This is a genomic window from Methylomonas montana, assembly GCF_030490285.1.
Classification (GTDB): Bacteria; Pseudomonadota; Gammaproteobacteria; order Methylococcales; family Methylomonadaceae; genus Methylomonas; species Methylomonas montana.
The window spans coordinates 2,056,726-2,080,964 of record NZ_CP129884.1 but is presented as its reverse complement, the minus strand read 5'-3'; the positions used below and the strand labels follow the sequence as shown (position 1 = coordinate 2,080,964).

17 protein-coding genes are annotated in these 24,239 nt (G+C 54.6%); 8 read left to right on the top strand and 9 right to left on the bottom strand.

The annotated features are described in order from the left end of the window. Positions 1 to 153: 153 nt before the first annotated feature. From QZJ86_RS09635 to QZJ86_RS09605, 7 genes are all read right to left on the bottom strand, one after another. Positions 154 to 915: an ABC transporter permease gene (locus QZJ86_RS09635; protein WP_301938507.1), complete on the bottom strand. Its 762-nt coding sequence runs from the start codon at positions 913 to 915 to the stop codon at positions 154 to 156. Further along, positions 912 to 1,892, bottom strand: coding sequence for an ABC transporter ATP-binding protein (locus QZJ86_RS09630; protein ID WP_301938505.1), 981 nt, complete (start codon positions 1,890 to 1,892; stop codon positions 912 to 914). Before QZJ86_RS09630 ends, QZJ86_RS09635 begins: the two co-directional genes overlap by 4 nt. A 227-nt stretch (positions 1,893 to 2,119) precedes the next feature. Beyond that, positions 2,120 to 2,581 (bottom strand): ProQ/FinO family protein, encoded by a 462-nt coding sequence (locus QZJ86_RS09625; protein ID WP_301938504.1) that lies wholly within the window; start codon positions 2,579 to 2,581, stop codon positions 2,120 to 2,122. Between the two features lie 126 nt (positions 2,582 to 2,707). After that, positions 2,708 to 4,012, bottom strand: a complete 1,305-nt coding sequence (locus tag QZJ86_RS09620; RefSeq protein ID WP_301938503.1) for a cytochrome P450 — start codon at positions 4,010 to 4,012, stop codon at positions 2,708 to 2,710. 54 nt (positions 4,013 to 4,066) lie between these two features. Next, positions 4,067 to 5,077, bottom strand: a complete 1,011-nt coding sequence (fba, locus tag QZJ86_RS09615) for a class II fructose-bisphosphate aldolase (RefSeq protein WP_301938502.1) — start codon at positions 5,075 to 5,077, stop codon at positions 4,067 to 4,069. Between the two features lie 325 nt (positions 5,078 to 5,402). Continuing rightward, complete coding sequence (gene putA, locus QZJ86_RS09610) at positions 5,403 to 8,522, bottom strand: bifunctional proline dehydrogenase/L-glutamate gamma-semialdehyde dehydrogenase PutA (RefSeq protein ID WP_301938500.1); 3,120 nt, start codon at positions 8,520 to 8,522, stop codon at positions 5,403 to 5,405. Positions 8,523 to 8,672: 150 nt separating this feature from the next. Continuing rightward, entirely contained in the window at positions 8,673 to 9,866 is a 1,194-nt protein-coding gene (locus QZJ86_RS09605; RefSeq protein ID WP_301938499.1) for an NAD(P)/FAD-dependent oxidoreductase, read from the bottom strand. A gap of 699 nt (positions 9,867 to 10,565) precedes the next feature. Between QZJ86_RS09605 and QZJ86_RS09600 the strand changes: the two genes are divergently transcribed. The 5 genes from QZJ86_RS09600 (at position 10,566) to QZJ86_RS09580 (ending at position 16,809) form a co-directional block, all read left to right on the top strand. Next, the gene (locus tag QZJ86_RS09600; RefSeq protein ID WP_301938497.1) at positions 10,566 to 11,774 is read left to right on the top strand and encodes a PepSY-associated TM helix domain-containing protein; all 1,209 of its coding nucleotides are present in this window, start codon (positions 10,566 to 10,568) and stop codon (positions 11,772 to 11,774) included. A 194-nt stretch (positions 11,775 to 11,968) separates the two neighbouring features. Further along, on the top strand, positions 11,969 to 12,496 hold the full coding sequence (locus QZJ86_RS09595) for an RNA polymerase sigma factor (RefSeq protein WP_301938495.1): 528 nt from the start codon (positions 11,969 to 11,971) through the stop codon (positions 12,494 to 12,496). A gap of 71 nt (positions 12,497 to 12,567) precedes the next feature. After that, entirely contained in the window at positions 12,568 to 13,551 is a 984-nt protein-coding gene (locus QZJ86_RS09590) for a FecR family protein (protein ID WP_301938493.1), read from the top strand. Between the two features lie 169 nt (positions 13,552 to 13,720). Continuing rightward, positions 13,721 to 16,084, top strand: coding sequence for a TonB-dependent siderophore receptor (locus QZJ86_RS09585; protein ID WP_301938491.1), 2,364 nt, complete (start codon positions 13,721 to 13,723; stop codon positions 16,082 to 16,084). A gap of 203 nt (positions 16,085 to 16,287) precedes the next feature. Continuing rightward, a complete protein-coding gene (locus tag QZJ86_RS09580) occupies positions 16,288 to 16,809 on the top strand; it encodes a DUF3016 domain-containing protein (RefSeq protein WP_301938489.1) in 522 nt (173 codons plus the stop codon). Positions 16,810 to 17,053: 244 nt separating this feature from the next. On the opposite strand, the gene QZJ86_RS09575 is transcribed toward QZJ86_RS09580, so the two are convergent. Both QZJ86_RS09575 and QZJ86_RS09570 read right to left on the bottom strand, forming a co-directional pair. Continuing rightward, entirely contained in the window at positions 17,054 to 17,821 is a 768-nt protein-coding gene (locus QZJ86_RS09575) for an energy transducer TonB (RefSeq protein ID WP_301938487.1), read from the bottom strand. 238 nt (positions 17,822 to 18,059) lie between these two features. Then, complete coding sequence (locus tag QZJ86_RS09570) at positions 18,060 to 18,191, bottom strand: hypothetical protein (protein ID WP_301938486.1); 132 nt, start codon at positions 18,189 to 18,191, stop codon at positions 18,060 to 18,062. A 337-nt stretch (positions 18,192 to 18,528) separates the two neighbouring features. Between QZJ86_RS09570 and QZJ86_RS09565 the strand changes: the two genes are divergently transcribed. From QZJ86_RS09565 to QZJ86_RS09555, 3 genes are read left to right on the top strand one after another with little or no spacing between them, the layout of a single operon-like run. Then, positions 18,529 to 19,938 (top strand): efflux transporter outer membrane subunit, encoded by a 1,410-nt coding sequence (locus QZJ86_RS09565; protein ID WP_301938484.1) that lies wholly within the window; start codon positions 18,529 to 18,531, stop codon positions 19,936 to 19,938. Continuing rightward, entirely contained in the window at positions 19,935 to 21,113 is a 1,179-nt protein-coding gene (locus QZJ86_RS09560; protein ID WP_301938482.1) for an efflux RND transporter periplasmic adaptor subunit, read from the top strand. The genes QZJ86_RS09565 and QZJ86_RS09560 overlap by 4 nt, the downstream gene beginning before the upstream one ends. Beyond that, entirely contained in the window at positions 21,110 to 24,223 is a 3,114-nt protein-coding gene (locus QZJ86_RS09555; RefSeq protein WP_301938480.1) for an efflux RND transporter permease subunit, read from the top strand. The genes QZJ86_RS09560 and QZJ86_RS09555 overlap by 4 nt, the downstream gene beginning before the upstream one ends. Positions 24,224 to 24,239: the final 16 nt, after the last annotated feature.

Sequence of the window (24,239 nt, the reverse complement as noted above, 5' to 3'; positions counted from 1 at the left end):
AAAGGCAAATCCAAGTGAACGAGTCGGCGATACGAGGGGCTTTTGAGCGCCGGCATCCTCGACCGAATATAGGCTAAAGTGCGAAGCCCGTCTTTCCAAACCGATGGGCAGCTCATTGTTTGAGCCATCCGATTATTCGGCGCCATCGCCATCTCAGTTTCTAATCTTGTACCCGCTCTTGAACACCCACCAGACGAAAGTCAGACAGATCAGCAGAAAGCCGAAAGTCATGCCGATACTCAGGCCGACACGCACGTCGGCAATGCCGTAAAAGCTCCAACGAAAGCCGCTGATCAAGTACACCACCGGGTTGAACAAGGTGATCTTCTGCCATAACGGCGGCAACATATTGATCGAATAAAATGCACCGCCGAGGAAGGTGAGCGGAGTGACGACCAACATCGGCACCACTTGTAACTTCTGAAAACTATCGGCCCACAGGCCGATGATGAAGCCAAACAAACTAAAGGTAACGGCGGTCAGCAACAGAAAGGCGATCATCCACACCGGATGGGCGATCTCGTAAGGCACGAACAGGCGCGCGGTGCCAAGAATCAGCAGGCCCAACATCACCGACTTAGTCGCCGCCGCGCCGACATAACCGAGCAGAATTTCGATCCACGACACCGGCGCCGAGAGCAACTCGTAAATTGTACCCGCCCACTTGGGCATATAAATGCCGAACGAAGCGTTGGAGATGCTTTCGTTCAGTAGATTCAGCATGACCAGGCCGGGAATGATGAAGGCACCGTAACTGATGCTGTCGATGTCGCCCATTCGCGAGGCGATGGCCTTGCCGAACACGATGAAATACAGTGATGTGGTCAGCACCGGCGCGGCAATGCTTTGCGACAAGGTGCGAAAGGTGCGCGCCATTTCGAAATAGTAAATAGCGCGTATGCCGTAAATGTTCATGCCCGCGCCTCCTTAGGCCGGTGTACCAAACTGACGAAAATGTCTTCCAGCGAACTCTCGCTGGAGCGTAAATCCCTGAATTCGATGCCGTGTTCGCCAAGCGCGCGTAATAATTCAGCGATACCGGTTTCGTCCTCTTGGCTGTCGAAACTGTAGACCAAGGCGTGTCCGTTATCGGCAATCTCCAGCGGCCAGCCGCCGAGTTCGGCCGGAATAGCGGCGAGGGGCTGACGCAACGTCAGCGTGAGCTGCTTCTTGCCGAGCTTGCGCATCAAAACCTGTTTATCTTCGACTACAATCAATTCGCCTTTGCTGATCACGCCGATGCGGTCCGCCATGTCTTCGGCTTCCTCAATGTAATGCGTGGTCAGAATGATGGTGGTGCCCTGCTCTCGCAGTTCGCGGACCATCCGCCACATATCGTGCCGTAACTCCACATCCACGCCGGCGCTGGGCTCGTCGAGGAACAATATCGACGGTTCGTGTGCCAGTGCCTTGGCAATCAGCACGCGGCGCTTCATGCCGCCGGATAGCGTCATGATTTTTACGTCGCGCTTATCCCACAGAGACAGATCGCGCAACACTTTTTCCAAATAAGCAGGGTTGGGCGCCTTACCGAACAGTCCTCGGCTGAATTTTAGCGTGGCCCCTACCGACTCGAACGCGTCGGTATGCAATTCCTGCGGCACCAGGCCGATAGTGGCCCGCGCCGCGCGGTAGTCACGGGCAATGTCGTGGCCGTCGGCAATGATGGTACCGGAACTGGCCTTGACGATACCGCAGATTATACCGATCAATGTCGTCTTACCGGCGCCGTTGGGTCCGAGCAAGGCAAATATCTCGCCGCGATTGATGTCCAGGTTGACGTTTTTCAGCGCTTGAAATCCGCCGGCATAGGTTTTATTGACGCCACATACGGAGATGATAGGGCCGGATTGATCGGTGGGTGTGGTTGGGGAAATAAGCGATGTATTCATGAATAACGGCAAACTCCGGAGTTTATTTTTCAGAGTTTACAGAATTACCGCTGTAGATAGAAATTTGACGCCAAGCATTCGGTGAATGCTGACATTCTGTTTCCTGGTTACGATGATTCGCCGCCGTTAAACGAATCAAAGCAAAATTTAATCTGCCGTTATTTTGGAGTTTTTGATCGGCCACTTCTGGCCGATATTACTCGCCGACTTCAATGACCTGACAAATACTAGTCACCCTCGGCCGGCAAAGCTGTAACCGTCTCGGATTGTTTCCGCCGCCCTGCTTTCAGTTTTTTCGCCTGTTCGGTATCCGCTTTCGTCACTTGCCCCGCCGCATTGCCATCCAGATCGACTCTGACGGCATCTTCCGTCAGGCAATCCCAGTAACGATTACCCCAACACCAAGCTTTAATCGCCTTGCGCAAATCGTTCTTATCGGTGCCAAGCCGCTCGGCTTGCTCCAGAATGTCTTTATGGATGCCGATTTTAAGGGGTACTTTGGGAGCAGGCTTTTTAGGGAATGCCAGCGGAAAGGTCTTTTGTAGCAAGCCGATGATGGCCAGTAGCGCGTCGACTTTGCCACCCTTTTTTACAGATGCTTCCACCTTCTTTTGCCGAATAACGGATTTCTCGGCGGCCGCTTGTTTTGCGAGTTCATCTCTGAGGGACGCTAGTTGTTCAAATCCCATAATTTATCCACACTTTTTTCCAGGAATAAAAATAGATTGTACATCGGGAAACATCGGGCCAGTAAAACAATCGATTTGCCGACACTGGCGTTGCGATGATTTTCATAAATAAGGCTGCGAACCTAACTAATAAATTGGGGTAATCGAAACCATCACATCGCGTTCCGGTTTATAGGTGATGCTTAATCCCGGCTTGATGTTCACATTGGTTTTAATCGTGAAATTTCTGAGTATCGCTACAATGGTCATCATCATTTCCAGCTCGGCAAAATGCCGGCCAATGCAGTTGTGTATGCCGCCGCCGAATGGTAGAAACGCGTTTTTATGACGTTCGGTTGCCGCGCCATCTAAAAAATGTTCCGGATAAAACGCTTGGGGTCGCTGCCAAAGCCTGCCATCACGGTGTGTGGCAAATACACTCATGATAACCGTGGTGTTCTTGCCAATATTTTCGCCGCCTACGCTAATGTTGTCGGTGGCATCCCTGCTGAGAGCAATCGCTTGCGGATATAGTCTTAATGTTTCATAGAGGGCGGCCTTGGTATAACTCAACATTTCTATATTCTCCAGGCTTAACGATTCGGCGGCATATTGTTGAATTTCGTCGGTAATTCTTTGATGTATCGCTTCATGTTTTCCCAGCAGATAAAAGAACCAAATCAAGGTATTAACACTGGTGTCTTGGCCCGCTAGAAACAAGGTCACCGCTTCATCCTTTAACAGCTCTTTTGGCATGGCGTAACCGGTTCTGCCTTGTCTTTGAATCAGCATGGAAAGTAGACTCTGATTGACTGATTCGCTTGGGTTACGATTAATTTCCGCATCGACATAACCAGCAAAATGACGGATAGCCAGCTCCATTCGCCTATTTTGCAAAACAAATAGTTGCTTTAATTTTCCTTTCCCCAGCGTTTCCGTGACCAAGTGTGGAAACAATCCCTTCACAATGGTGTCGATGGCATTCATCAGTTGCTCGTCACCGCGCTCAGATTTTAACCGGCCAAACATGACCCGGATTAAAATTTTTTGAATGACCTCCTTCATTTCCCTTGAAATATTGATTTCAGAACTATTGCTATTTTTAAGCCGGCTGACAGTGCTATTGGCTTCTTCCAGCATGATGTCTTGCCATGCGCCGATGGCTTGCTTGGTAAATAATGGCTGCATCAGCCGACGCTGGTTTGTCCAGGTATCGACCTTGCTATTAAACAGACCATCGCCAAACATCGGTTTCTTGGCCTCATAAAGTGCGTCCCGGCTCACTAAGCCTCTGGCTTCTTGACTGAAAATTTCTTCAAAATGTTCGGGCTTGGAAACAAACAATAGTTTCTTATTGAAAAAACTGGCTTGAACAAAATCACCATGCTTGTTGTGGATGGCGGTTAATGCGGCCGTTGGATTAATGATTAATCGAAGTAGATTGAAAAACATTCATCGTTCCTGACATTAGAAAACCGCTTTAACTTGCGCCATGAAGCCCATTTCCTATCGATATGTTTTAGCCATTTCGGCCAATGGCATGGCTTTAATTTTACCGGCGTGCCCGGCAGAGCCGAATGCTTGGTAACGAGCCTGGCAAAGTGCCTGCATCGCATCTCTGACAGCTTGATAGGTCTTGCGCGCATCGAGCTCCGCGGCATTTTCGGGTTGGGCCAAAAATCGGCGCATCGCCCCGGTAGAGGCCATGCGTAAATCGGTATCGATATTGACTTTGCGGACGCCGTATTTAATGCCTTCGACAATTTCTTCGACTGGCACGCCATAGGTTTGCGGAATGTCGCCACCGTATTCGTTGATGACTTTCAACCAATCTTGGGATACGGAACTGGAACCGTGCATCACAAAATGCGTATTCGGCAAACGCTGTTGCAAGGCTTTTAATCGGCTGATCACCAACACTTCGCCAGTAGGCGGTTTGCTGAATTTATAAGCGCCATGGCTGGTGCCGATAGCCACCGCCAACGCGTCGATCTGGGTTTGCTTAACAAATTCCACCGCTTCATCGGGATCGGTCAGCAACTGGCTGTGATCGCCGTTCTGCTGGTTTTCCAACGAACCCAAGCAACCGATTTCACCTTCCACCGATACACCGCAGGCATGCGCCATCCTGACCACAGTGCGCGTCACCTCGACGTTGTAATCAAAAGACGCCGGGGTTTTCATGTCTGCCAGTAAAGAGCCATCCATCATCACCGAGCTGAAGCCGGATTGAATGGCTTGCGCGCAGATGTCCGGCGTGGGTCCGTGATCCCGATGCATGACGACCGGAATATGCGGATATTGTTCGACCGCCGCCAGAATCAAATGCCGTAAAAATACCTCGCCGGCATAACGATTCGCGCCGGCCGAGCCTTGCATAATCACCGGGCTATCGCAGGCGTCGGCCGCTTGCATGATGGCCTGCACTTGTTCCATGTTACTGATATTGAACGCAGGTACGGCAAAGCCATGCTCCGCCGCGTAATCCAAAAGTTGTCGTAATGATATTAAAGCCACTATCGGCTCTCCTTAGCTTGGTTTTATTTTAGGTTCAACCTTCTATTGCCAGACGCAACGATCATTTCTGGTGTGTGACTGAAGTAGAAGCAGTGTAATCGGTTTGCTTAGAAACGCCCCAGATCAAAGCTAACGCGATGAATTACAAAGCGATTTTTTTCAAATGGATTGCCAAGCCAGCATTTTATTTGAAATAACGAGTGTTATCACGACAGCCTCGCGTGATGGCATATCAAAAACCACAAAACGGCGGAATTAGGCGTCGCGACCGCATACCCACGCTAAACGACATAGAAAATCAATCATAAATTCAATTTTCTGCGTGCTAGCGAGGTTTTGTACTTTCATTCAACAACCAAGGATTGCCGCCAATGGCGGCGATATTGGTGGTCACGGTTTGTTCGGTCACAAACCGCTGCAAATAGTTGGGACCGCCCGCTTTAGGTCCGGTGCCCGACAAGTTCATACCGCCAAATGGCTGCACACCGACCACCGCGCCGATTATATTACGGTTGATATAGATATTGCCGACGCGGGCATGTTCTTGCACATATTGCATGGTGGCTTTGATGCGGCTGTGCACGCCCAGCGTCAAGCCGTAGCCGGTGGCATTCACTGCGTCGACAACGTTTGCCAAGTCACCCGATGCATAGCGGACGATATGCAGGATAGGGCCAAATACCTCCTGCTCAAGCAGCGATAAAGCAGGAATCTCAAACAAGGTGGGCGGAAAGAAATGCCCTTTAGCCAACTTGTCCTCCAAAGGCAGTTGATACAGGAGCTTGGCATGAGCTTGCAGTTTTTCGATGTGTGCCGACAAGGCGGCGATGGCACGTTGATCAATGACAGGGCCGATGTCGGTGGCCATGTATGCTGGCGAGCCTACTCGTAACAACTGCATGGCGCCAATCAGACGAACGATGACTTTATCCGCGCTTTCTTCGGGTAAAAATAACACCCGCAGCGCCGAACAGCGTTGTCCGGCACTGTTAAACGCCGAATGCAATGCGTCCGCGACCAATTGTTCTTCATGCGCCGAACTATCGGCGATCATCACATTTTGTCCGCCGGTCTCGGCGATCAAGCACGCGATGGCCCCGGAGCGATTCGCCAATTGCCGGTTGATCGTCTGCGCGGTGGCGCTGGAGCCGGTAAAGGCGACGCCGGCAACCCGTTCGTCGCTTAACAATAAGCGGCCAATATCGGCGCCTTCGCCCGGCAAAAAATGCAATACGTTTTCCGGGATACCGGCTTGATGCAGCAGGCGCAAGCATAGCATGGCCGTCAGCGATGTCTGTAAGGCTGGCTTGGCAATGACGGTATTACCCGTGACCAGTGCCGCGACGATTTGGCCCATGAAAATTGCGACCGGAAAATTCCAGGGACTGATGCAGACGAATACCCCGCGCCCATAATACAACAGGTGATTGCTCTCGCCGGTCGGACCAGGCAATACTTGCGGTTGGCCGAATAGCTCAACGGCGCAGGCGGCATAATAGCGGCATAGATCGACCGCTTCGCGGATTTCCGCCAAGGCATCGACCACGGTGCGGCCGCCTTCGCGGACAATCAAAGACACCAGTTCCAGTCTATGCTGCTCCAACAAGTCGGCTGCCTTGCAACAATAAGCGGCCCGGGTTTCCACCGGGCATAAGCGCCAATCTGCAAAGGCTCGCGAGGCATGTTGCAAGGCTCGTTCAATGGTTTCCGGCTGGCTGACAACCACGTGGCCGACAAGCAAGTTTCGATCGAACGGGCTGAATATCGGGTTTGAATGGCCAGTACCTATTTGGCCGCTGACCAAGGGAGACGCCTGCCACGTGCGTTCGTCAAGCACATCCAGGTCTGTTTGCAACTGCGTAATCAGTTCCAGGTCGTTTAAATTAAGCCCCTGAGCATTCTGGCGGCGACTGCCGAACAAGTCGGGCGGACGGGCGATGGGCTGCGAAAAATTCTGACGTAATTCATTCAAAGGATCGCGAATCAGCGATTCAACGCTGATGGCTGGGTTTTCGATTTGATGAACGAACGAGGTATTAGCGCCGTTTTCCAATAAGCGCCTGACCAGATAGGGCAACAAATCCCGATAGCTGCCGACCGGTGCATACACTCGGCAATTCAATGTCTGTGGATAGTGCGATAGCAATTGCTCATACAACGCCTCGCCCATGCCGTGCAAGCGCTGAAACTCAAAGCCTGGGTGTTGCTGTCCGAACCAACAAATGGCGGCGACGGTATGCGTATTGTGGGTGGCGAATTGCGGATAAAACCGTTCCGGATTCGCCAGGAGCAAGCGGGCACAAGCCAAGTAGGAAACATCGGTGGCGGCTTTACGGATGAAAACCGGATAATCGTCCCAACCGTTTTGCTGGGCGCGTTTGATTTCAGTATCCCAGTAAGCGCCTTTGACCAGGCGAATTGGAATCAACCGTTTTTGCTGCTCGGCTAAAGCCGCCAGCCAGTTTATCAGCGGGACGGCGCGCTTTTGATAGGCCTGCACCGCCAAACCCAGGCCCGGCCAGCCGGCCAACGCCGGGTCGCCCGCTACCTTGGTAAAAATATCCAGTGACATCTCCAGGCGTTCGGCTTCTTCCGCGTCGACGGTGACAGTGATATTGGCATCGCGGGCTCGCTTGGCGAGTGCCAATAATTTTACGCTCAACGCATCGATCACATCGCGATGCTGTAAGGCTTCATAACGCGGATACAAGGCGGACAATTTGATGGAAATGCCCGGATTGGCATACAAATCAGCCTGCGCGGCTTGGGCCAGGGTTTCGATGGCTTGAAAATAAGCTTGGTAATAGCGCCGCGCATCGTCTTCCGTCAGGGCCGACTCGCCCAACATATCGAAGGAATAACGATACTCAGCATGGCAAGCCGCTTGGGTCAGGGCTGCGTCGATAGTCTCGGCCATCACAAAATGATGTGCCAGTTGTTGAATGGCTTGGGTAATCGCGGAGCATATCAGCGGCTCCCCCAGTCGAACCAGCAAACCGTCTAAAATGCTTTGTCCGTGTTGTTGGGCATGACGGATTCTATCTTCTATTTTGGCGCCCACCAGCAAGGCGCTACTCGCCAAATTGACCAGCAATGAATCGCTATGCAACCCATGGCTCCGCCAGTTGCCATCAATCAACTTTTCCTGCAGAAAATGGTTGCGGGTCTGAATATCCGGTATCCGTAACAGCGCCTCGGCGATTCCCATCAATACGATACCTTCGTCGCTGTTCAGGCTATATTCCTGCAAAAACGCTGCAAATGGTGTCTTTGAACTACGCTGAGCGCGGATAGCCGCTATTAGTTGGCTGGAAAATTCGCCTATCCACTGCTGGTCATAATTGCCCAGGCATTTTTCCAGATCAATCAGACTGTCGGGTTCGGGCCGGATAAAGGCCCGGTTAATTTGGCTGCGGAGGTCGTACAAATGCGTTGCGTTGATCATTTCGGTCACCTGTAAGAGGTTTAGGGAAACGCACCCGCCCAAGCTATAAAACTGCGTTTTCCGGAATTTTCAGGTGACCAGGCGTATCAATGCAAGCGACTAATTCTTGATGGATGAATTGGATGCATCGTTAATCATGAGCATGACTTTTCAGGTCAATAATTTTCCCTTCAAATCAGCCGGCGTGAACGGACCCGGTTCGGCAATCAAGCTGCGCGCCGCATCTACTCTATCCCAAACGTTCCATAACAATACACCTCGCAGCCGATTCTGCTGAAGGTAATAGACCACGCCTTTTTGGTAGGGCTCGGCCCAATCCTCCAGCGTTTCCAGCCGGGAGTCGGTCTTGCCCACGGCTTCATACCCCAGTTCAAACAGATCGGAATAAAAATAAGGCAGATGATGATAAGGCTGCGAGTCGCCGGCCATATTCCGCCCGGCGCATTCGCCCATGGTCAGCGCATTGTCCTCGTGTTCCGCCCGCATGCGGACAGCTAAACTGGGGTTGTAGAAGTTGGCGACATCGCCGGCCGCGAAAATATCCGGGTCCTCGGTACGCAACAGTTCGTCGACGACGATGCCGTTATCGACAGCCAAACCGGCTTGTTCCAGCAAGCGGACATTGGGCTTGATGCCGATCCCGGCTACCACCGCATCTACGTCGATACTGCATTTATCAGTTCCATCGACAGCTCGGGCATCCAGGATTAAGCGGTCCTGGCTTCGTGCCAGTCCCGTGACCATCCGGCGGGGCAGGACGTCTACCCCTTTGCCGCGGTAATAGTCGTTCAGGAACTGATTCAAGTCGTGTGGAAACAGAGCCGCGCCTATACCTTCCTCCGGGAACAGCATCGTCACGTGTTTGCCGTTCATGGCCAGCGCCGCGGCGATTTCCGAGCCGATAAAGCCGCCGCCAATCACGGCAAAACGTTGTTGGTGTTCGCTAAGGTCGCGAAGTTTCAGATAGTCATCCAAGTCTCGGAAGTAAATGATCTCATCGCCGCCAAACGGCAGTTTTACGGGATTTCCGCCGGTTGCTATCAGCAGTTTTTCGTAGCAGTAACTATTTCCCTGATCATCGATGACGGTTTTATCGGCCGCAATCAAGGTTTGCGCGTGGCTACCCAAATGCAGCGATACCTTCTGCTCTTCTAGTGGATACCAGATTTTTTCCAATGGCTTGCCCTTCCATAAACCTTTGGAAAGAGGTGGGCGCTTATAAGGTGGATGGGATTCGGCGCTGATCAAGCCGATAGAGCCGATTGAATCGATGGCGCGAATGCCGTTGATAGCGGCATAAGCAGTCATGCCGCCGCCAATGATTAGGTATCGATAATTTAACATTTTCCCCTCCTCATTGATCAAAACCCGCTCACCCGAATCGGGTTTACAGAGATGCATTTGGACTGGGCAATTAACTAACAGTTCCTGAGGTTCTATTCCTCGATGCAATACCCCGAAAACAGAATCCAGCGCGTTGAAAGGGATCGGCTGCCGTTGATCGAGGTAGCGGAAATGCGTCGCCCCTCACAATCCCACCGGCAATGTTTTTTTCGCGTGAGACTCCATGAACGCCTGGCGGGGCGTCTCGCAACGGCGTATCGCAATCTAGCCAATGGTCATCAAAACTGTGGGAAAAACTTATCGATCGTAAAGTTGATCCACCAGATTCTTAAACCAGATTGGCCGGAAAATCATCACGTACAAAATTAGTATTTCTAAAATTGGCAGAGGTATGACGTGTAAAACAATCAATACTAGCAATACAAAAAAACAAACCACCAATTTAGAAAAAACAGAAATTTTATTCATATTGTTTATATGGATGGGTTTCTCGTTCGTTGAGTTTCATAGGACTGTTCAGTTTCAGAGATTACGCTCTTCGCGGGATGCCAGTGACATTTTGGCACGATCAGGTCCTCTTCCCCGGACTTTTCCTTACCACCCCGAATCGGGAGCAGACAAAAAAATCGATTTAAAGTGGGGAAAACGCCCCCGTTAACCGTCTTATGAATATCTTCACTTCATCATCAGATACTCGATATGAACAGCATCGCCGCAGCAGTTCCCGCCACTCCCAAGATGCAAAACCTGCAACGCCTAAAAACCCGCCGAAAATTTTGGCTAAAAGCGCATTTATGGCTGGGCTTGAGTCTAGGCCTGTTTCTGGCGGTCATCGGCCTGACCGGGTCTGTACTGGTGTTTTGGCATGAGATCGACGCAGTACTGAATCCTACTCTTTACCGGAATACGACACCATCTAACACGCAAAAATCCCTGGACGAAATTTTAGACGCCGCCAAACACGCCGCGCCACCGGGCTGGGCCTCGACCTGGACGCAGATCCCGGAAGAAGCCAACGGCAATTATGTGTTCGGTTTTTATTACCCCAACATCAGCCCGCCGCCGGAACAAGCACAATCCTTCATGTTAGGCGTCAACCCCTATACGGCCGAAGTGACCCACAAGCGAGTGTTTTATCACGGCAGCAATCCCTTGAAGCACAGCTTCGTCGGCTTTTTCTTCAAGCTGCATTATGCACTGCTGCTGGGCGAAACCGGCGGCACTTTGGTGGGCATCCTGGGCGTGCTGTTCCTGATTTCGGCATTGAGCGGCCTGATTTTATGGTGGCCGTTGACAGGAAAATGGCGGCGGGTGCTGACTATCAAACCTAGAGCCAGCATCGAACGCTTCAATCACGACCTGCATCAAACCGCCGGTTTTTACAGCCTGATCGTGTTGTTGGCTGTGTTGGTGTCCGGCATCTATTTCAATTTGCCCGATCAATTCCGCTGGCTGGTGGAACGTGTTTCGCCGCTGACGCCGGAAGCGGAAGCCCAAACGCCGACCGCAACCGCCTCGATAACGCTGGCAGCCGCGTTGCAACAAGCCCGACTCACCTATCCGGGCGGAGTACCGCGCAATTATGATTTTTCCGGCGGCGATTCCGGCCTGTTCAGCGCCTGTTTTGACGATGTTCCGGAATTGCGCCGCTATGTGCTTGCCAGCCGTTGCCTAGTGTTCAACCGTGCGGACGGTAAACTGCTGCAAATTAGGGATGCCGTTCACGGCAGTGGCGGCGATCTGTTCATGCAATGGCAGTGGCCGCTGCATTCCGGAAAGGCGTTCGGCTGGACCGGGCGGATATTGGTGTTTATTTCCGGCCTGATTTGCCCTTTGCTGTTTGTGACCGGCACAATCCGTTGGCTGCAAAAACGACGCGCGAAAAAATCTGTCGCAAGGTGTCGTTAATGCTGTGTGATATGCCGCGATATATTCCAGAAATACGCCATATCCCACAGTTAAACTTTTTCGTCTCACCAAGGACGAAACGCAGCCGGGCGAGCTATTGCGACAATCTCAAGCTAACAGCGAAATTCATCGCGCTGGCTTATTTATTGCTGGGTTAGCGAATTTAATCGCTGCAAAAGCTATCCTCATTTTCAATGTCCAAAGACTCGCCGGGATTCCTGCATAAGCTGTTTCTGCAACACGCTCACGAAATAGGCGCATTCGTGCGCGGCCGCTGGCCGAGAGAACCCGACGTAACCGACATCGTGCAGGAAACCTTTCTGCGGTTGTCGCAATATCCCTCGCCGCAATCCATTCAAAATCCCAGGGCCTTCCTGTTCCAGACCGCCGCGAATCTGACCGTGGATCGCCATCGCCGCCGCGAAACCCGCGAACGCTTTGCTGCGCCAAACGCAGAGATTGAGCAGGTTGCCGACCGAGATTTATCGCCGGAGCATTACTGGCAAGCCCATCAACAACTGGAAAAATTTTCGGCATGGCTGGATGAGTTACCAGAGCTGCGCCGCCATGCCTTCGTGCTGTACCGTATCGAAGGTTGTTCGCATGCCGAAATCGCCGCCCGACTGGGGATTTCGACGCGTTGCTCGGAGCGCTATGTGATGCTGGCGATGCAGCACATCAGTGCGCGGCTTAGCGCCGATCAGGATCAGGATTTGCGGTAATCTCAGTGTTACCCGTCTATGACGATGTCCGGTAAACTGTTTCAATCTTAAGCAAATTCCATCAACCCAGCGTGTCCGATAACCCATCCTGCAACCAAGCCCAACGAGACCAAGCGATAGCCTGGCTGCTGCGCTTGCGCGACGCGCCCGCCAACCCGAAAATCCAGCAGGACATTGCCGACTGGCTAGCCGCCGACCCTGCCCATCAACAGGCTTATCGGCAAGCGGAAGCGCAATGGGCGTGGATGGAACCGTTCAAGCAGCAATCGTATCGGGCCCGCGACAAAGCGTTGCGTTACCGCCCCCCTACCCGTCGGCCGGCTTGGCGACGCCGGGTCGATTATGGCGCGGCAGCGGCCGTGTTGCTCGGCATCGGTTTGGCTTTATTTTCACCGCAGGGTTGGTATGGCCTGTCGCGAAGCTATAGCGTCGGTAAGGGGCAACGGCAAACCATCGCTTTATCGGACGGCTCCACGTTGGAAATGAATACCGACACGGAAGTGCGGGTACATTTCAATCGGCGGCAACGCCATATCGATCTGGTGCGCGGCGAGGCGTTTTTTAATGTCAGCCATGACGCCGAGCGGCCATTCACCGTACATATCGGCAACGTCAGCCTGCATGACATCGGTACCGCCTTCGATGTCTACAAACAAGCCGAGCAAGTCAGCGTTGCCGTCCAGGAAGGCGTGGTGGCAATGGAAGGCCGGAGCGAACGCCGAGAATTGAGCGCCGGCCAACAACTAGCGTATAGTCATGATGGCCGTTTCGTCGCGGTGCCGCAATCGGATATAACCGCAGCCACCGCCTGGCGGCAAGGACAACTGGTATTTCGCGGCCGGCGCTTGATCGAAGTCATGGCCGAGATCGGCCGCTATCACGACGTCAACATCCGCCTGCCCGACCCGAAACTGGCGGAATTGCGCGTCAACGGCAGCTTCCGCACCGAGCAACTGGACAGCATGTTGAATGCGGTTGCCACGCTATTGCCGATTAAAGTCAAACATCTTGGCGAACGGGAAATCGTGCTGGAACCCTCGGACGGCCAGCGTTAGCGCTTTGTAGGGGCGGATTAAATCGCCCCTACAGTACCTAATTCCACGAAGAACCCTTGCGACAACACGACTGACCAATGCCGTGCCGAAAAAACTATTAAACCGTTGGCGGCTTTTTAAAACACCCGCGTCTATGCCCATGAACCCTTAAATAATGGAGACATGGAGTATGACATTTATGATGAAACGGTTGGCGGCCGTCGCCGTCGCGCTGATTTCGGCGCCAGCCTACGCCGAGGATGGCAAACATCACTTCAACATCCCGGCGCAAAGTTTGGCGTCGGCATTGCAACAACTGGCCAACCAATCCGGCGCGGCGATGCTCTATGCGGAGCAATCCGCCGCCGGCAAAACCAGCCCGGCGCTATCCGGCGATTACACCGTCGCGGAAGCCGTCCGCAAATTGCTAGCCGGCAGCGGTTTGACTTTCAGCATCAACGCCGACGGCACTGTGACGCTAAAACCAGCCGGCAGCGACAGCGGCGCATCGATGCTAAACGCCGTCACGGTGGTCGGCAAAGCCGCCTACGATGCCACCGATCCGTATAACCCGGATTACAACCGTCCCAATGACACGACGGCCACCAAGACCGATACGCCTATCATGGAAACGCCGATTTCGGTTCAGGTCGTGCCTAAGGCGGTGCTGGCCGACAAACAGGTGATGACCTTGCCCGATGCGGTCAACGGCCATGTCAGCGGCGTATTGGGCCGCACCGGCGGCGGTTTTCTGTACGACAATTTCATTATCCGCGGCCTGGCGGGCTCCGGTTTTGGCGATGCCTATCGCAACGGTTTGTTCAACCGCCAGGATATTTACGACATCGCCAACATTGAGCAGATTGAAATCCTCAAGGGACCGGCGGCGGTACTGTATGGCCGCATCGAGCCGGGCGGTTTGGTTAACTATGTCACCAAGAAACCGCGCGATACGCCTTACTATTCACTGCAACAGCAGTTCGGCTCTTACGACCAATACCGCACCTTGGTCGATGCCACCGGGCCGATTGACGACAACAAGACCCTGCTTTACCGAGTAAACGGCTCTTATACGGATAATCAATCGTTCAGGGAATTTGTCGGCAACGAGCGGTTCTTTGTCGCACCGGTGGTCACTTGGCGACCGAACGAAAAATTCGAGACCAATCTCGAGCTGGAATACAAGCATGATAACTTTAACGCCGATTTTGGCATTCCCGCCATTGGCGACCGCCCGGCACCTATTCCAATCACGCGCAGTCTAAAGGACGGCTTTCAGCGCCAAACCGTGGAAAGTACCCTGGTCGGTTTCGATTGGACATACCACTTTAACGATGATTGGAAAATCACCCAGCGCTACCTGTTTAAGGATTGGTCGCTAAGTGGTCCAGCCATTTTCAACGGCGGTTTACAGGCTAACAACCGCATACTTAATCGTTCGGCCTCGGTGGGCGTGCAAGATGTGATGACGCATTCCGGCAATATCGATTTGAACGGCAAATTCGAAATATTGGGCAGCAAGCATAATCTGTTGGTCGGCGTCGACGGCTTCCACGCCACGACCGAGGCACCGTCCGCAAACGGTTCAACAGCTTCTATCGATATATACAATCCGGTTTATGGGCGAGTAGATTTTGCCGCCTTGTCCACCTACGACAGATTCTTTTATCGCTCGGAATCCTGGGTGGGCGCGTACGCTCAGGATCAGATAACGCTGTTTGATAAGCTACATATTTTGTTGGGAGGCCGCTACGACAATGTCACTACCGGCGCTATCGCCTCGACTGCATCCATTGACGCAGCCAAAGCAGCGCGCGTGGAACGGGAAGACAATGCGTTTAGTCCGCGAACCGGTATTCTTTACCAAGTCCAGGATTGGCTGTCGGTTTACGGCAGTTACACCAAGTCTTTCAGCTCCAATAACGGCGTGAGTGTCGGAGGCACAAGTTTTGAGCCGCAGATAGGCAAGCAATACGAAATCGGCCTTAAGACAGAGTCGCAGGACAAACGCTTTTCATCGACCCTGGCGTTTTTCCATTTAACCAAAAGCAATCTGCTAACCGACGACCCCAACCAAGCCAATCCCGACTATCAAATTCTGGCCGGAAAAATCCGTAGCAAAGGCATCGAACTGGACCTGGCCGGGCAAATTACCGATCAACTGCATTTGTTGGGTACGTATGCCTATACCCAGGTTAATTATGTGCAAAGCTTCAGCGGGCTGAGAGGCAATCGGTTGGAGAATGTTCCCGAGCACCAAGGCAGTCTATGGGGCACCTGGCAATTTAACGATGCCTTTAAAGCGGGTTTAGGTGCGGTAGCCATCGGTAGCCGTCCATGCGATACCGCCAATACCTGCTCCTTGCCCGGGTATGCGCGGCTGGATGCGATGGCGGCTTACAGTCCCCGTATCGGTCAGCACAGGCTGACGCTGCAATTGAACATCAACAACCTGTTGGACAAGGACTATTACGCAAACACCTCCGGTGGACGCAACACCAGCATTCCCGGTTCACCCATCAGCGTATTGGGTTCGTTGAAATATGAGTTCTAAGGCTGCGCGACCGTACGGCGGATGAATTTTTCATCGTTTCCACGCGCCATGCGCGGAAACGATACCAACTTTGGGACGGGTCAAATAACTCGCTCCGCTTAGTTAAGCCCTTGATCCCAGCGGATTAAGCGGAGTGACTTGGAAACTACGGCAAATTCAAATGGTCGGATCCGCAATATTCCTATGTTGCCGGAGATGCCGCCATGTCAAGATTTCCCGCTAAGCTACTGTTAATGCTAATCGCAGTATTGACCGGTTCGCCGGTAAGCGCCGAAATCACGGTCCGCTTCGTGCCAACCGACCAATACACCGACCTCGCCATCGGCGGCTCTTCCACTGCCGCCGTTCAAGACGATCTGCTGAAACAGTTTGAAAAGCACTTTAAACAGCTAGCCGAACGCTATTTACCAGGGGGTGACAAGCTGGAAATCGTGGTTCAGGACATCGACATGGCCGGCGCAACTGAGCCTTGGCGCGCACCCAATTTGAACGATACCCGCTTCCTCCGCGATATTTATCCGCCACGGATTTCGCTACATTACCTCTGGTACGACAAAGCCGGCGGTCTGAAGGCCGACCAACAGGAAAAACTGTCCGATCTGAATTACCTGATGCTGCTGGATTCCGCCTATTACACTAATAACGACCCTTTGCGTTACGAAAAAGCGCTATTGGATCGCTGGTTTCGGCGGACATTTTCCAGCCCCGAACGACCAAAAAAATAACAAGCTTCGAGTTCGTCGCCAGCGCGCGGAAAGGCTTTATTAAAAACCAGCAGATTCGACAGACCAAGCTAAGCAATCGAAACGACGATCGAACACAGCGGCGTCATTCGCCTCAACGGGCGATTGAGCGACTTCTCCGCCCTCTTCTCAGGCTTATTTGCAAATATTGGCAAAGGCCGAACTAGCCTTCCCCCACATTAACTATCGCCGTTGTATTTTGAAAATTCGAGCTTGGCGTGGCCGGTTAATCGCGCAAGGTAAAAATAATCGGCACCAGCACGGTGCTCGCCAGCGGCGTATCGCCTTGCATGGCCGGGGTAAACTGCCATTGCTTCACGGCTGCCAGCGCCGACTCGTCGAGAATGTCGTAACTGCTGCTTTCATCGACCGTCACCGTTTCGCTAAGACCTTCGACCGACACCACCACCCGTAATAACACCTTGCCTTGCCAGCCTTGGTTTTGCGCCCTGGTCGGATAAACGGGCGCCGGATTCCGTGCATAGTGGGCGCGGTAATCGGGTTCGCTAACCGGTACTGGGTCGGTTTTGGCCTGGACTGAAATTTCGGCCGGCACGACGGCTGGCTGGGGCGACGCTTGGTTGACGACCTGTTCGGTCGGCGCAAACTCGGCTGGCGTTGGCACTATCCGGGGCGCTTTCAATTTAGGTTTGACTTGCGGCTTTTTCTGGGACGGCGGCTTGAGATTTGCCGGGGCCGGCGGAGGCGGCGGAATGAAAGGTTTGGGCGCGGTAACCTTGACCATGGTTATTTTCATTTCCAACGGTTTGGCCGGCGGTGCCGGTTCCGGGACGGAATGCAGCAACCATAGCGCGCCGCCGAGATGTAGCGTCAACACAAGCACGAACAACAGGGTCAGCATCCTGGCCGATCGTTCCTTGATGGGGCGCCGTTTGACGCCAGGCGCGACTGGCACGAGCGCAGGCCGACCGTTGCTCGCTGTCCCCACGAATGGCGCTTCAGATTGACCGAGCTGCGGAAAGTATTCTCTCATGCGTTTAACTTTTACCGGGACGGGGCATCATCGGCGCGCCGATGGTAGATAAAGAGGTTTTTTCGACAACCGCCATTCCTGACGGATAACCGGTATGGGATTAACGATCTGGCTCGAGTCAATTCGCATCTGGCATCCTGATGGTGAAGGCTTAAGTAAATTCCTGGCGGGGCGCCGAACCGACGGCTGGGATCATCATGGCATTCGCTGTATTGTTTTTTGGCTTGCTGAATGTTGGTCAGATACCAAGCCACGGTTTGGCCTCCTCGTTTGCCGATTCGGCGGCGATGGTGGCGCCAATGGTGCTTAAAGCCAATACGATATGAATCGCAACCATGGCTAGGACACCGTATTTAATATGCATTTTCATAGGCAATCTCTGCATTTAACAAACCTAAATCCGCGCTCGTCGGCTAACCAGACGAGGCGGCGCTAATCTAGCAAAAAGCCGGTAGCCAAAAAATGCGGTGAATTGCCGCGCGGCATTTTGCCTCATGGTGTCGGATCAATATCTTATTGCGCGCAAGCAGGCTTGCCTTACGCCAAGCTATCTCTCCTGCTGGCTACCGTCCTTGCAGATGCTCCGGTGCGGCAAATACCGCAGTTTTTTTTCGATCGGGGTGGGGATTTAACGATCTTGAACGTCTTATTTAACAGTTAATCACTATTCAACACATTCATTTATTGTTTCCCGCCATCCCGACTTAATGCCTGTCAAACCCGTTCGTTCGATGTTGTGGATTCTTTCAGCCTTATTGGCACTGTTGGCTATTGGCTGTGAATCGGCACCGCCGCGCGATGCCTCGGCCCTGGCGTTTCCGGCTCCGCAACACTGGACCAGCAACGGCCATTTCGCCGAACCGGCCACGACCGGCTGGCTGGAAGCCTTTAACGATGGACGCTTAACCGCGCTAGTCAAGGGGGGGCTGACCGACAACTTCGACCTAAAAACCGCCGCCGCCCGCGTCGATGCGGCGCGCGAGCAAGCGGTCATCGCCGGCGCCGGGCGCTGGCCGCAATTGTCGTTTACGCCGGGCTATCAACGTGAAACAAGCCGTTCGGGCGGCGAAACCAGCGAATACGGCGCGTTTACGGCGATGTTTAACCTGAGCTGGGAGCTGGATGTCTGGGGGCGGATCAAGGCCGGACAACAAGCGGCGGAAACCGAAGCCGAGGCCGCCGGCGACGATTACCGTGCTGCGCGACTGTCATTGGCGGCGCGGATTGCCCAAACTTATTTCGAATTCAGCGAAGCGCAGTTGCAGGCGGATGTAGCGGCGCAATCGGTCAAGGACAGAGGCGTGATCGTCGATCTGGTGCGGGGCCGCTTCAACAAAGGCTTGACCCGTGGCCTGGATTTACGGCTGGTACTCACCGACCTTGCCAATGCCGAAGCGCAATTGGCACAGGCTAGGAACGAGGTGCAATTAATCGGCAGGCGCTTGCAAGCCTTGCTGGGCCAGTATCCGGACAATCAACTGGCGCAATCCAGGTCGAATGAATTCGACACCGCATTATCATTGCCGCAGCCACCGTCAACCTTAGCCGCCGGCTTGCCGGCCGAGTTATTGGAACGTCGCCCCGACGTGATCGCCGCGTTCAAACGCTTGCAGGCGGCCGATTCACGTATGGAAAGTGCCGAAAAAGCCTTGCTGCCGCGCGTAACGTTGACCGGAGCCGGCGGTTCAAGTAGTGCGGCCTTGACCGAAATCATCGATCCGCGCGCGGCGGCCTGGAATCTGGCCGCCGGCCTGGCCCAGCCGCTGTTCACCGGTGGCCGGCTGCAAGGCGAAATCCGCTTCAACGAGGCTAAAGTTCAGGAAGCGTTTAACCAATATCAAAGCGTAGCGTTAAACGCATTCCGCGAGGTGGAACAGGCGCTGGCCGCCGAAGCTTGGCTACGCAATCAGGAACAGGCCTTGCGCGAAGCGGTACAGCAAACCGAAGCCAGCCGTAAATTGGCGGTGTATTCCTACCGGCAGGGCCTGATCGAAATCCTGACCCTGCTCGACAGCTACCGCAGCACTCTGAATGCCCAAAGCGCGCATCTGGCCGTACAGCGGCAACTATTAAACAACCGTATCAACCTCTACCTGGCATTAGGCGGTGGCGTTTGAATCCGCAAGCATTCAATTTAAAAACTCTGTTACCGATCCTGGTCTTGCTGGCTGCAGCCGGCACGGCCTGGGCGATTATCGCCGCCAAGCCGCAAACCGTTCAGCAAAGTGCCGAACCGGCTATTCCCAAGGTCAATGTGGTTCGCGTCGAACCGCAGAGCCTGCGGCTGAACGTGATGTCGCAGGGTGTGGTAACGCCGCGCGAGACCATCGATTTAGTCAGCGAAGTTGGCGGCAAGCTGGTGCAGGTGCATCCGGCCATGGTCGCCGGCGGTTTCTTCGCCGCCAACGAATTGCTGCTGACCATCGACCCGCGAGATTACGATTACGCCATCGTCGCCGCCGAAGCGCAGTTGGCCGAAGCCCAGCGGGTGCTGATCAACGAGCAGGCGCAAGTCGAGCAGGCGCAGAGCGAATGGCAGGCGCTGGGCGAAGGCGAACCTAGTCCGCTGGCACTACGCAAGCCGCAACTCGCGGAGGCGCAAGCCAAGCTCAAGGCCGCCGAAGCCGATCTGGCCAAGGCCAAACTCAATCGCAGCCGCTGCGAATTGCGGGCGCCGTTTGCCGGCCGGGTGCTGAGCAAGCAAGCTGGGTTGGGACAATACATCCCGTCCGGCGCGGTGGTGGCGCGCATTTATGCCAGCGATGTTGCCGAAATCCGCCTGCCGATCGGCACCGAGCAACTGGCGTTTCTGGAACTGCCTTTAGGACAAAATGGCAAGGCCGGTCGCTGGCCGACGGTGACGCTGCGCGCGGAACTGGCCGGCAAGCCGCAACGCTGGCAAGGCCGCATCGTCCGCAGCGAAGCGGCATTGGACGACAACAGCGGCCAACTGTATCTGGTCGCCCAAGTCGCCGAGCCGTTCCGGGAAACTCCGGATCGCCCGCCCTTGTTGAGCGGCTTGTTCGTGCAAGCCGAGATCGAAGGCGTGCGCCGCGACGGCTTGTTTACCTTGCCGCGCACCGCGCTGAGCAGCTTGCAACAAGCCAAGCTGGTCAATGCCGAGCAGCGCTTGGAAATCCGTCAGCTAGAAGTACTGCGCCAGGAAACCGAGGGCGTCATCATCAAGGCCGGTTTAAATCCCGGCGAGCGGGTGGTGGTTTCGGAAATGCCGGTGCCGGTAGCGGGAATGAAAGTCAACGCAGTCGAAGCTCAGTCTGAAGCCGTCCAATGATGCCCGCCAACCAGCGTTTAGGTGTACTGGCTTGGTTCGCCGGCAATCCGGTCGCGGCCAATTTATTGATGCTGCTGATTTTGACCGGTGGTGTGCTGGGCATCCTCGGTGTCGATAAGGAAGTATTTCCGCGCTTCAGCCCCAATAAAATCCAGATCGAAGCTGTATTTCCGGGCGCCGGACCGACGGAAGTCGAGGAATCGGTGTGCGTGCCGATCGAGGAAGCCATCCACGATGTACCGGGCGTCAAACATTTGCACGGCGAAATCAGGGGCGATAACTGCCAGATCGGCGTGGAAATTCTGCCTGATTATGACCGCAACCAGTTGCTGGCGACGCTGCAAAGCCGGGTGCAAGCCATTCCACGCCTGCCGAAACAACTGGAAAAAATCCAGGTGTTGCCGGCCGACCGCGAGGACGACGACGGCGTGATCTGGCTGGCCTTGCACGGCGCCACTGATGCTGCCACCTTGCAGCGCTACGGCGACCGGATTCAGGAACAATTGGCGGCGATTCCGGGTGTCAGCCGCGCCCGCAATTACGGCGAGCTGGCCTACGAAATCGACATCGAAGTGTTGCCGCAACAATTACGCAAATACCAACTGACGCTGGACGAGGTGGCGCAAGCGGTGCGCAAGGCCTCGGTCGATCTGTCGGGCGGCCTGATCAAGAATCCGGACGGCGAGCTGTTGCTGCGCGTCAGCGGCCGCGCCCGCGATGCGGATGCGGTCGGCGCGTTGATCGTCAAGACATTGCCGGACGGCAACCGAGTGCGCCTGGATCAGATCGCCACCATCAAGGACGGCCTGGAGGAACGGCTGTGGGCCTGGCATCACAACGGCCAGACCGCGCAGGGCTGGGAAATTCACGCCGAACAGGACAGCGTGGCGGTGGCGCGGCGGGTGAAGGCATATGTCGAAGAGATGCGCGCGCAATTGCCGGAAGGCTTGCGCCTGATTACCTGGTGGGACGATTCACAAGCTTACGACGAGCGCATCGGCACCTTGCTGGAAGACGGCTTGAGCGGTTTCGTGCTGGTCTGTCTGGTGCTGACCTTGTTCTTGCGGCTGCGGGTGGCGCTGTGGGCCGGCGTCGGCATTTTCACCTCGGTGCTGGGCGCGTTCTGGCTGATGCCGGCCCTGGATATTTCCCTGAACATGCTGTCATTGTTCGGCTTTCTACTGGCTATGGGTATCTTGGTGGACGATGCCATCATCATCGGCGAGAGCGTGCATAGCCGGCAGATCGAAGGCAAGCAATCGCCGCTGCAAGCCACGATAAGCGGCGTGCGGGAAGTGGCGCTGCCGGTCAGTTTGTCGGTATTGATCGTGCTGGTGGCGTTTTTGCCCGGCCTGTTTCTGCCCGGTTGGGCCGGACAGCTGATGCGGCCAATTTGCCTGGTGATGATATTGACACTGGTGTTTTCGCTGGTCGAAGCCTTGTTGATTCTGCCCTCGCATCTGGTCGGCGACATCGACACCGAAACAAGCCCGAGCCGCTTACAACGCGTGCGCGCACGCATGAATCGGGGATTGGACCGTTTCGTCGAACGCGTTTACAGGCCCTTGCTGGAAACCGCGCTGGCCTGGCGCTATTTGACCATCGCGCTATTCATCGCGCTGCTGGCGATCTGCGCGGCGCTGGTGCTTAGTGATCGGGTGCGGCAATCGGTTAATCCCGATGTGACCAAGGACAGTTTCTGGGTATCGATGCAGTTGCCGCAGAGCGCGCCGTACAACGAAACCCAGGCACTGGCGGCTCAGGTGGAAAAAGCCTTGTTTGCCTTGCGTGACGAGCTGGACGGCGTTACCGAAACCGGCCAACCCGCCGCCAACAGCATCGCCGCCGCCCACGCCAACGACCATAGCGTCATCGTCGGCGTGGAAACCCTGATCTGGGATCATGGCGCCGGCATCTGGCTGGAATTCTCGGCGGAAGGCCGCCGCCGCTTGAAAGTGGAAGAGTTCATCCGCGACTGGCGGCAGCGGATAGGCGACATCGGCCGCGGCAAGGTCGATTTTATTTATAAGGAAGGCGATGTACCTTACGACATCGAGCTGATGCTAAGCGCCGGCAATCCTAACATGCTGCCGCCCGCCGCCGAACATCTCAAAGCGTTGCTGAACGAATTTCCAGGCGTTTACGATGTGATCGACTCGTCAGAACCCGGTAAACCGGAAGTGCGGCTGGCGCTGAAGTCGGAAGCCGAACGCCTGGGTCTGCGGCTGGAACAACTGGCCGAGCAAGTCCGCCAGGGTTATTACGGTGAGGAAGTGCATCGCTTCCTGCGCGGCCGCCGTGAAGTGAAAGTGATGGTGCGCTACCCGCTGGAACAACGGCAATCGCTGGATGCGTTGAAGGCTCAGCCGGTGCGCTTACCGAACGGCAGCAGCGTAGCGTTGAACGATCTGGCCGAGATCAAATTGGTGCAAGGCTATTCCCGGCTGAATCGCGAAGACCGGCATCGGGTTTTGAAGGTACAAGCCCGCGTCGATCCGACCAAGGCCGATGTCAACGGTATTTACGCGGCGCTGGAGAGCGGCGCCTTAGCGCATATGGAACAGGCGTTTCCCGGCTTGAACGTACAAATCGGTCAACAGCGCCAGGAGCAGGAGGCCATGCTGGCGACCTTCGGCAAAAACACCTTGATCGCACTGCTGGTGATCTATGCCTTGATCGCGGTGCCGTTTAAATCCTACAGCAAACCGCTGATCTTTCTGTTGGCGGCGCCGGTGGCCTGGAGCGGCGCGGTGCTGGCGCATTGGGCGGCCGGCCTGCCCTTGTCGATGGAATCGTTGGTGGGCATGATCGCCGCCAGCGGCGTGGTGGTGAACGATAGCTTGGTGCTGCTGGATTACATCCGCCAGCATGGCGACGAGGATACGCCGGTGGAAACTTTGATCAGCGCCGCCTGCACATCGCGCTTCCGGCCGATTTTATTGGCGTTTCTGACCAACTTCGCCGGTTTCCTGCCGACGCTACTCGAAACCAGCCCGCAAGCACAATTCCTGATCCCAATGACCTTGTCGCTCTCGGCCGGCTTGCTGATCGGCATGGCCGCCAGCCTGATCTTGACGCCGGTGTGTTATGCGATTTTGGGCAAATCGTAAATGCGTTAGAAAACCA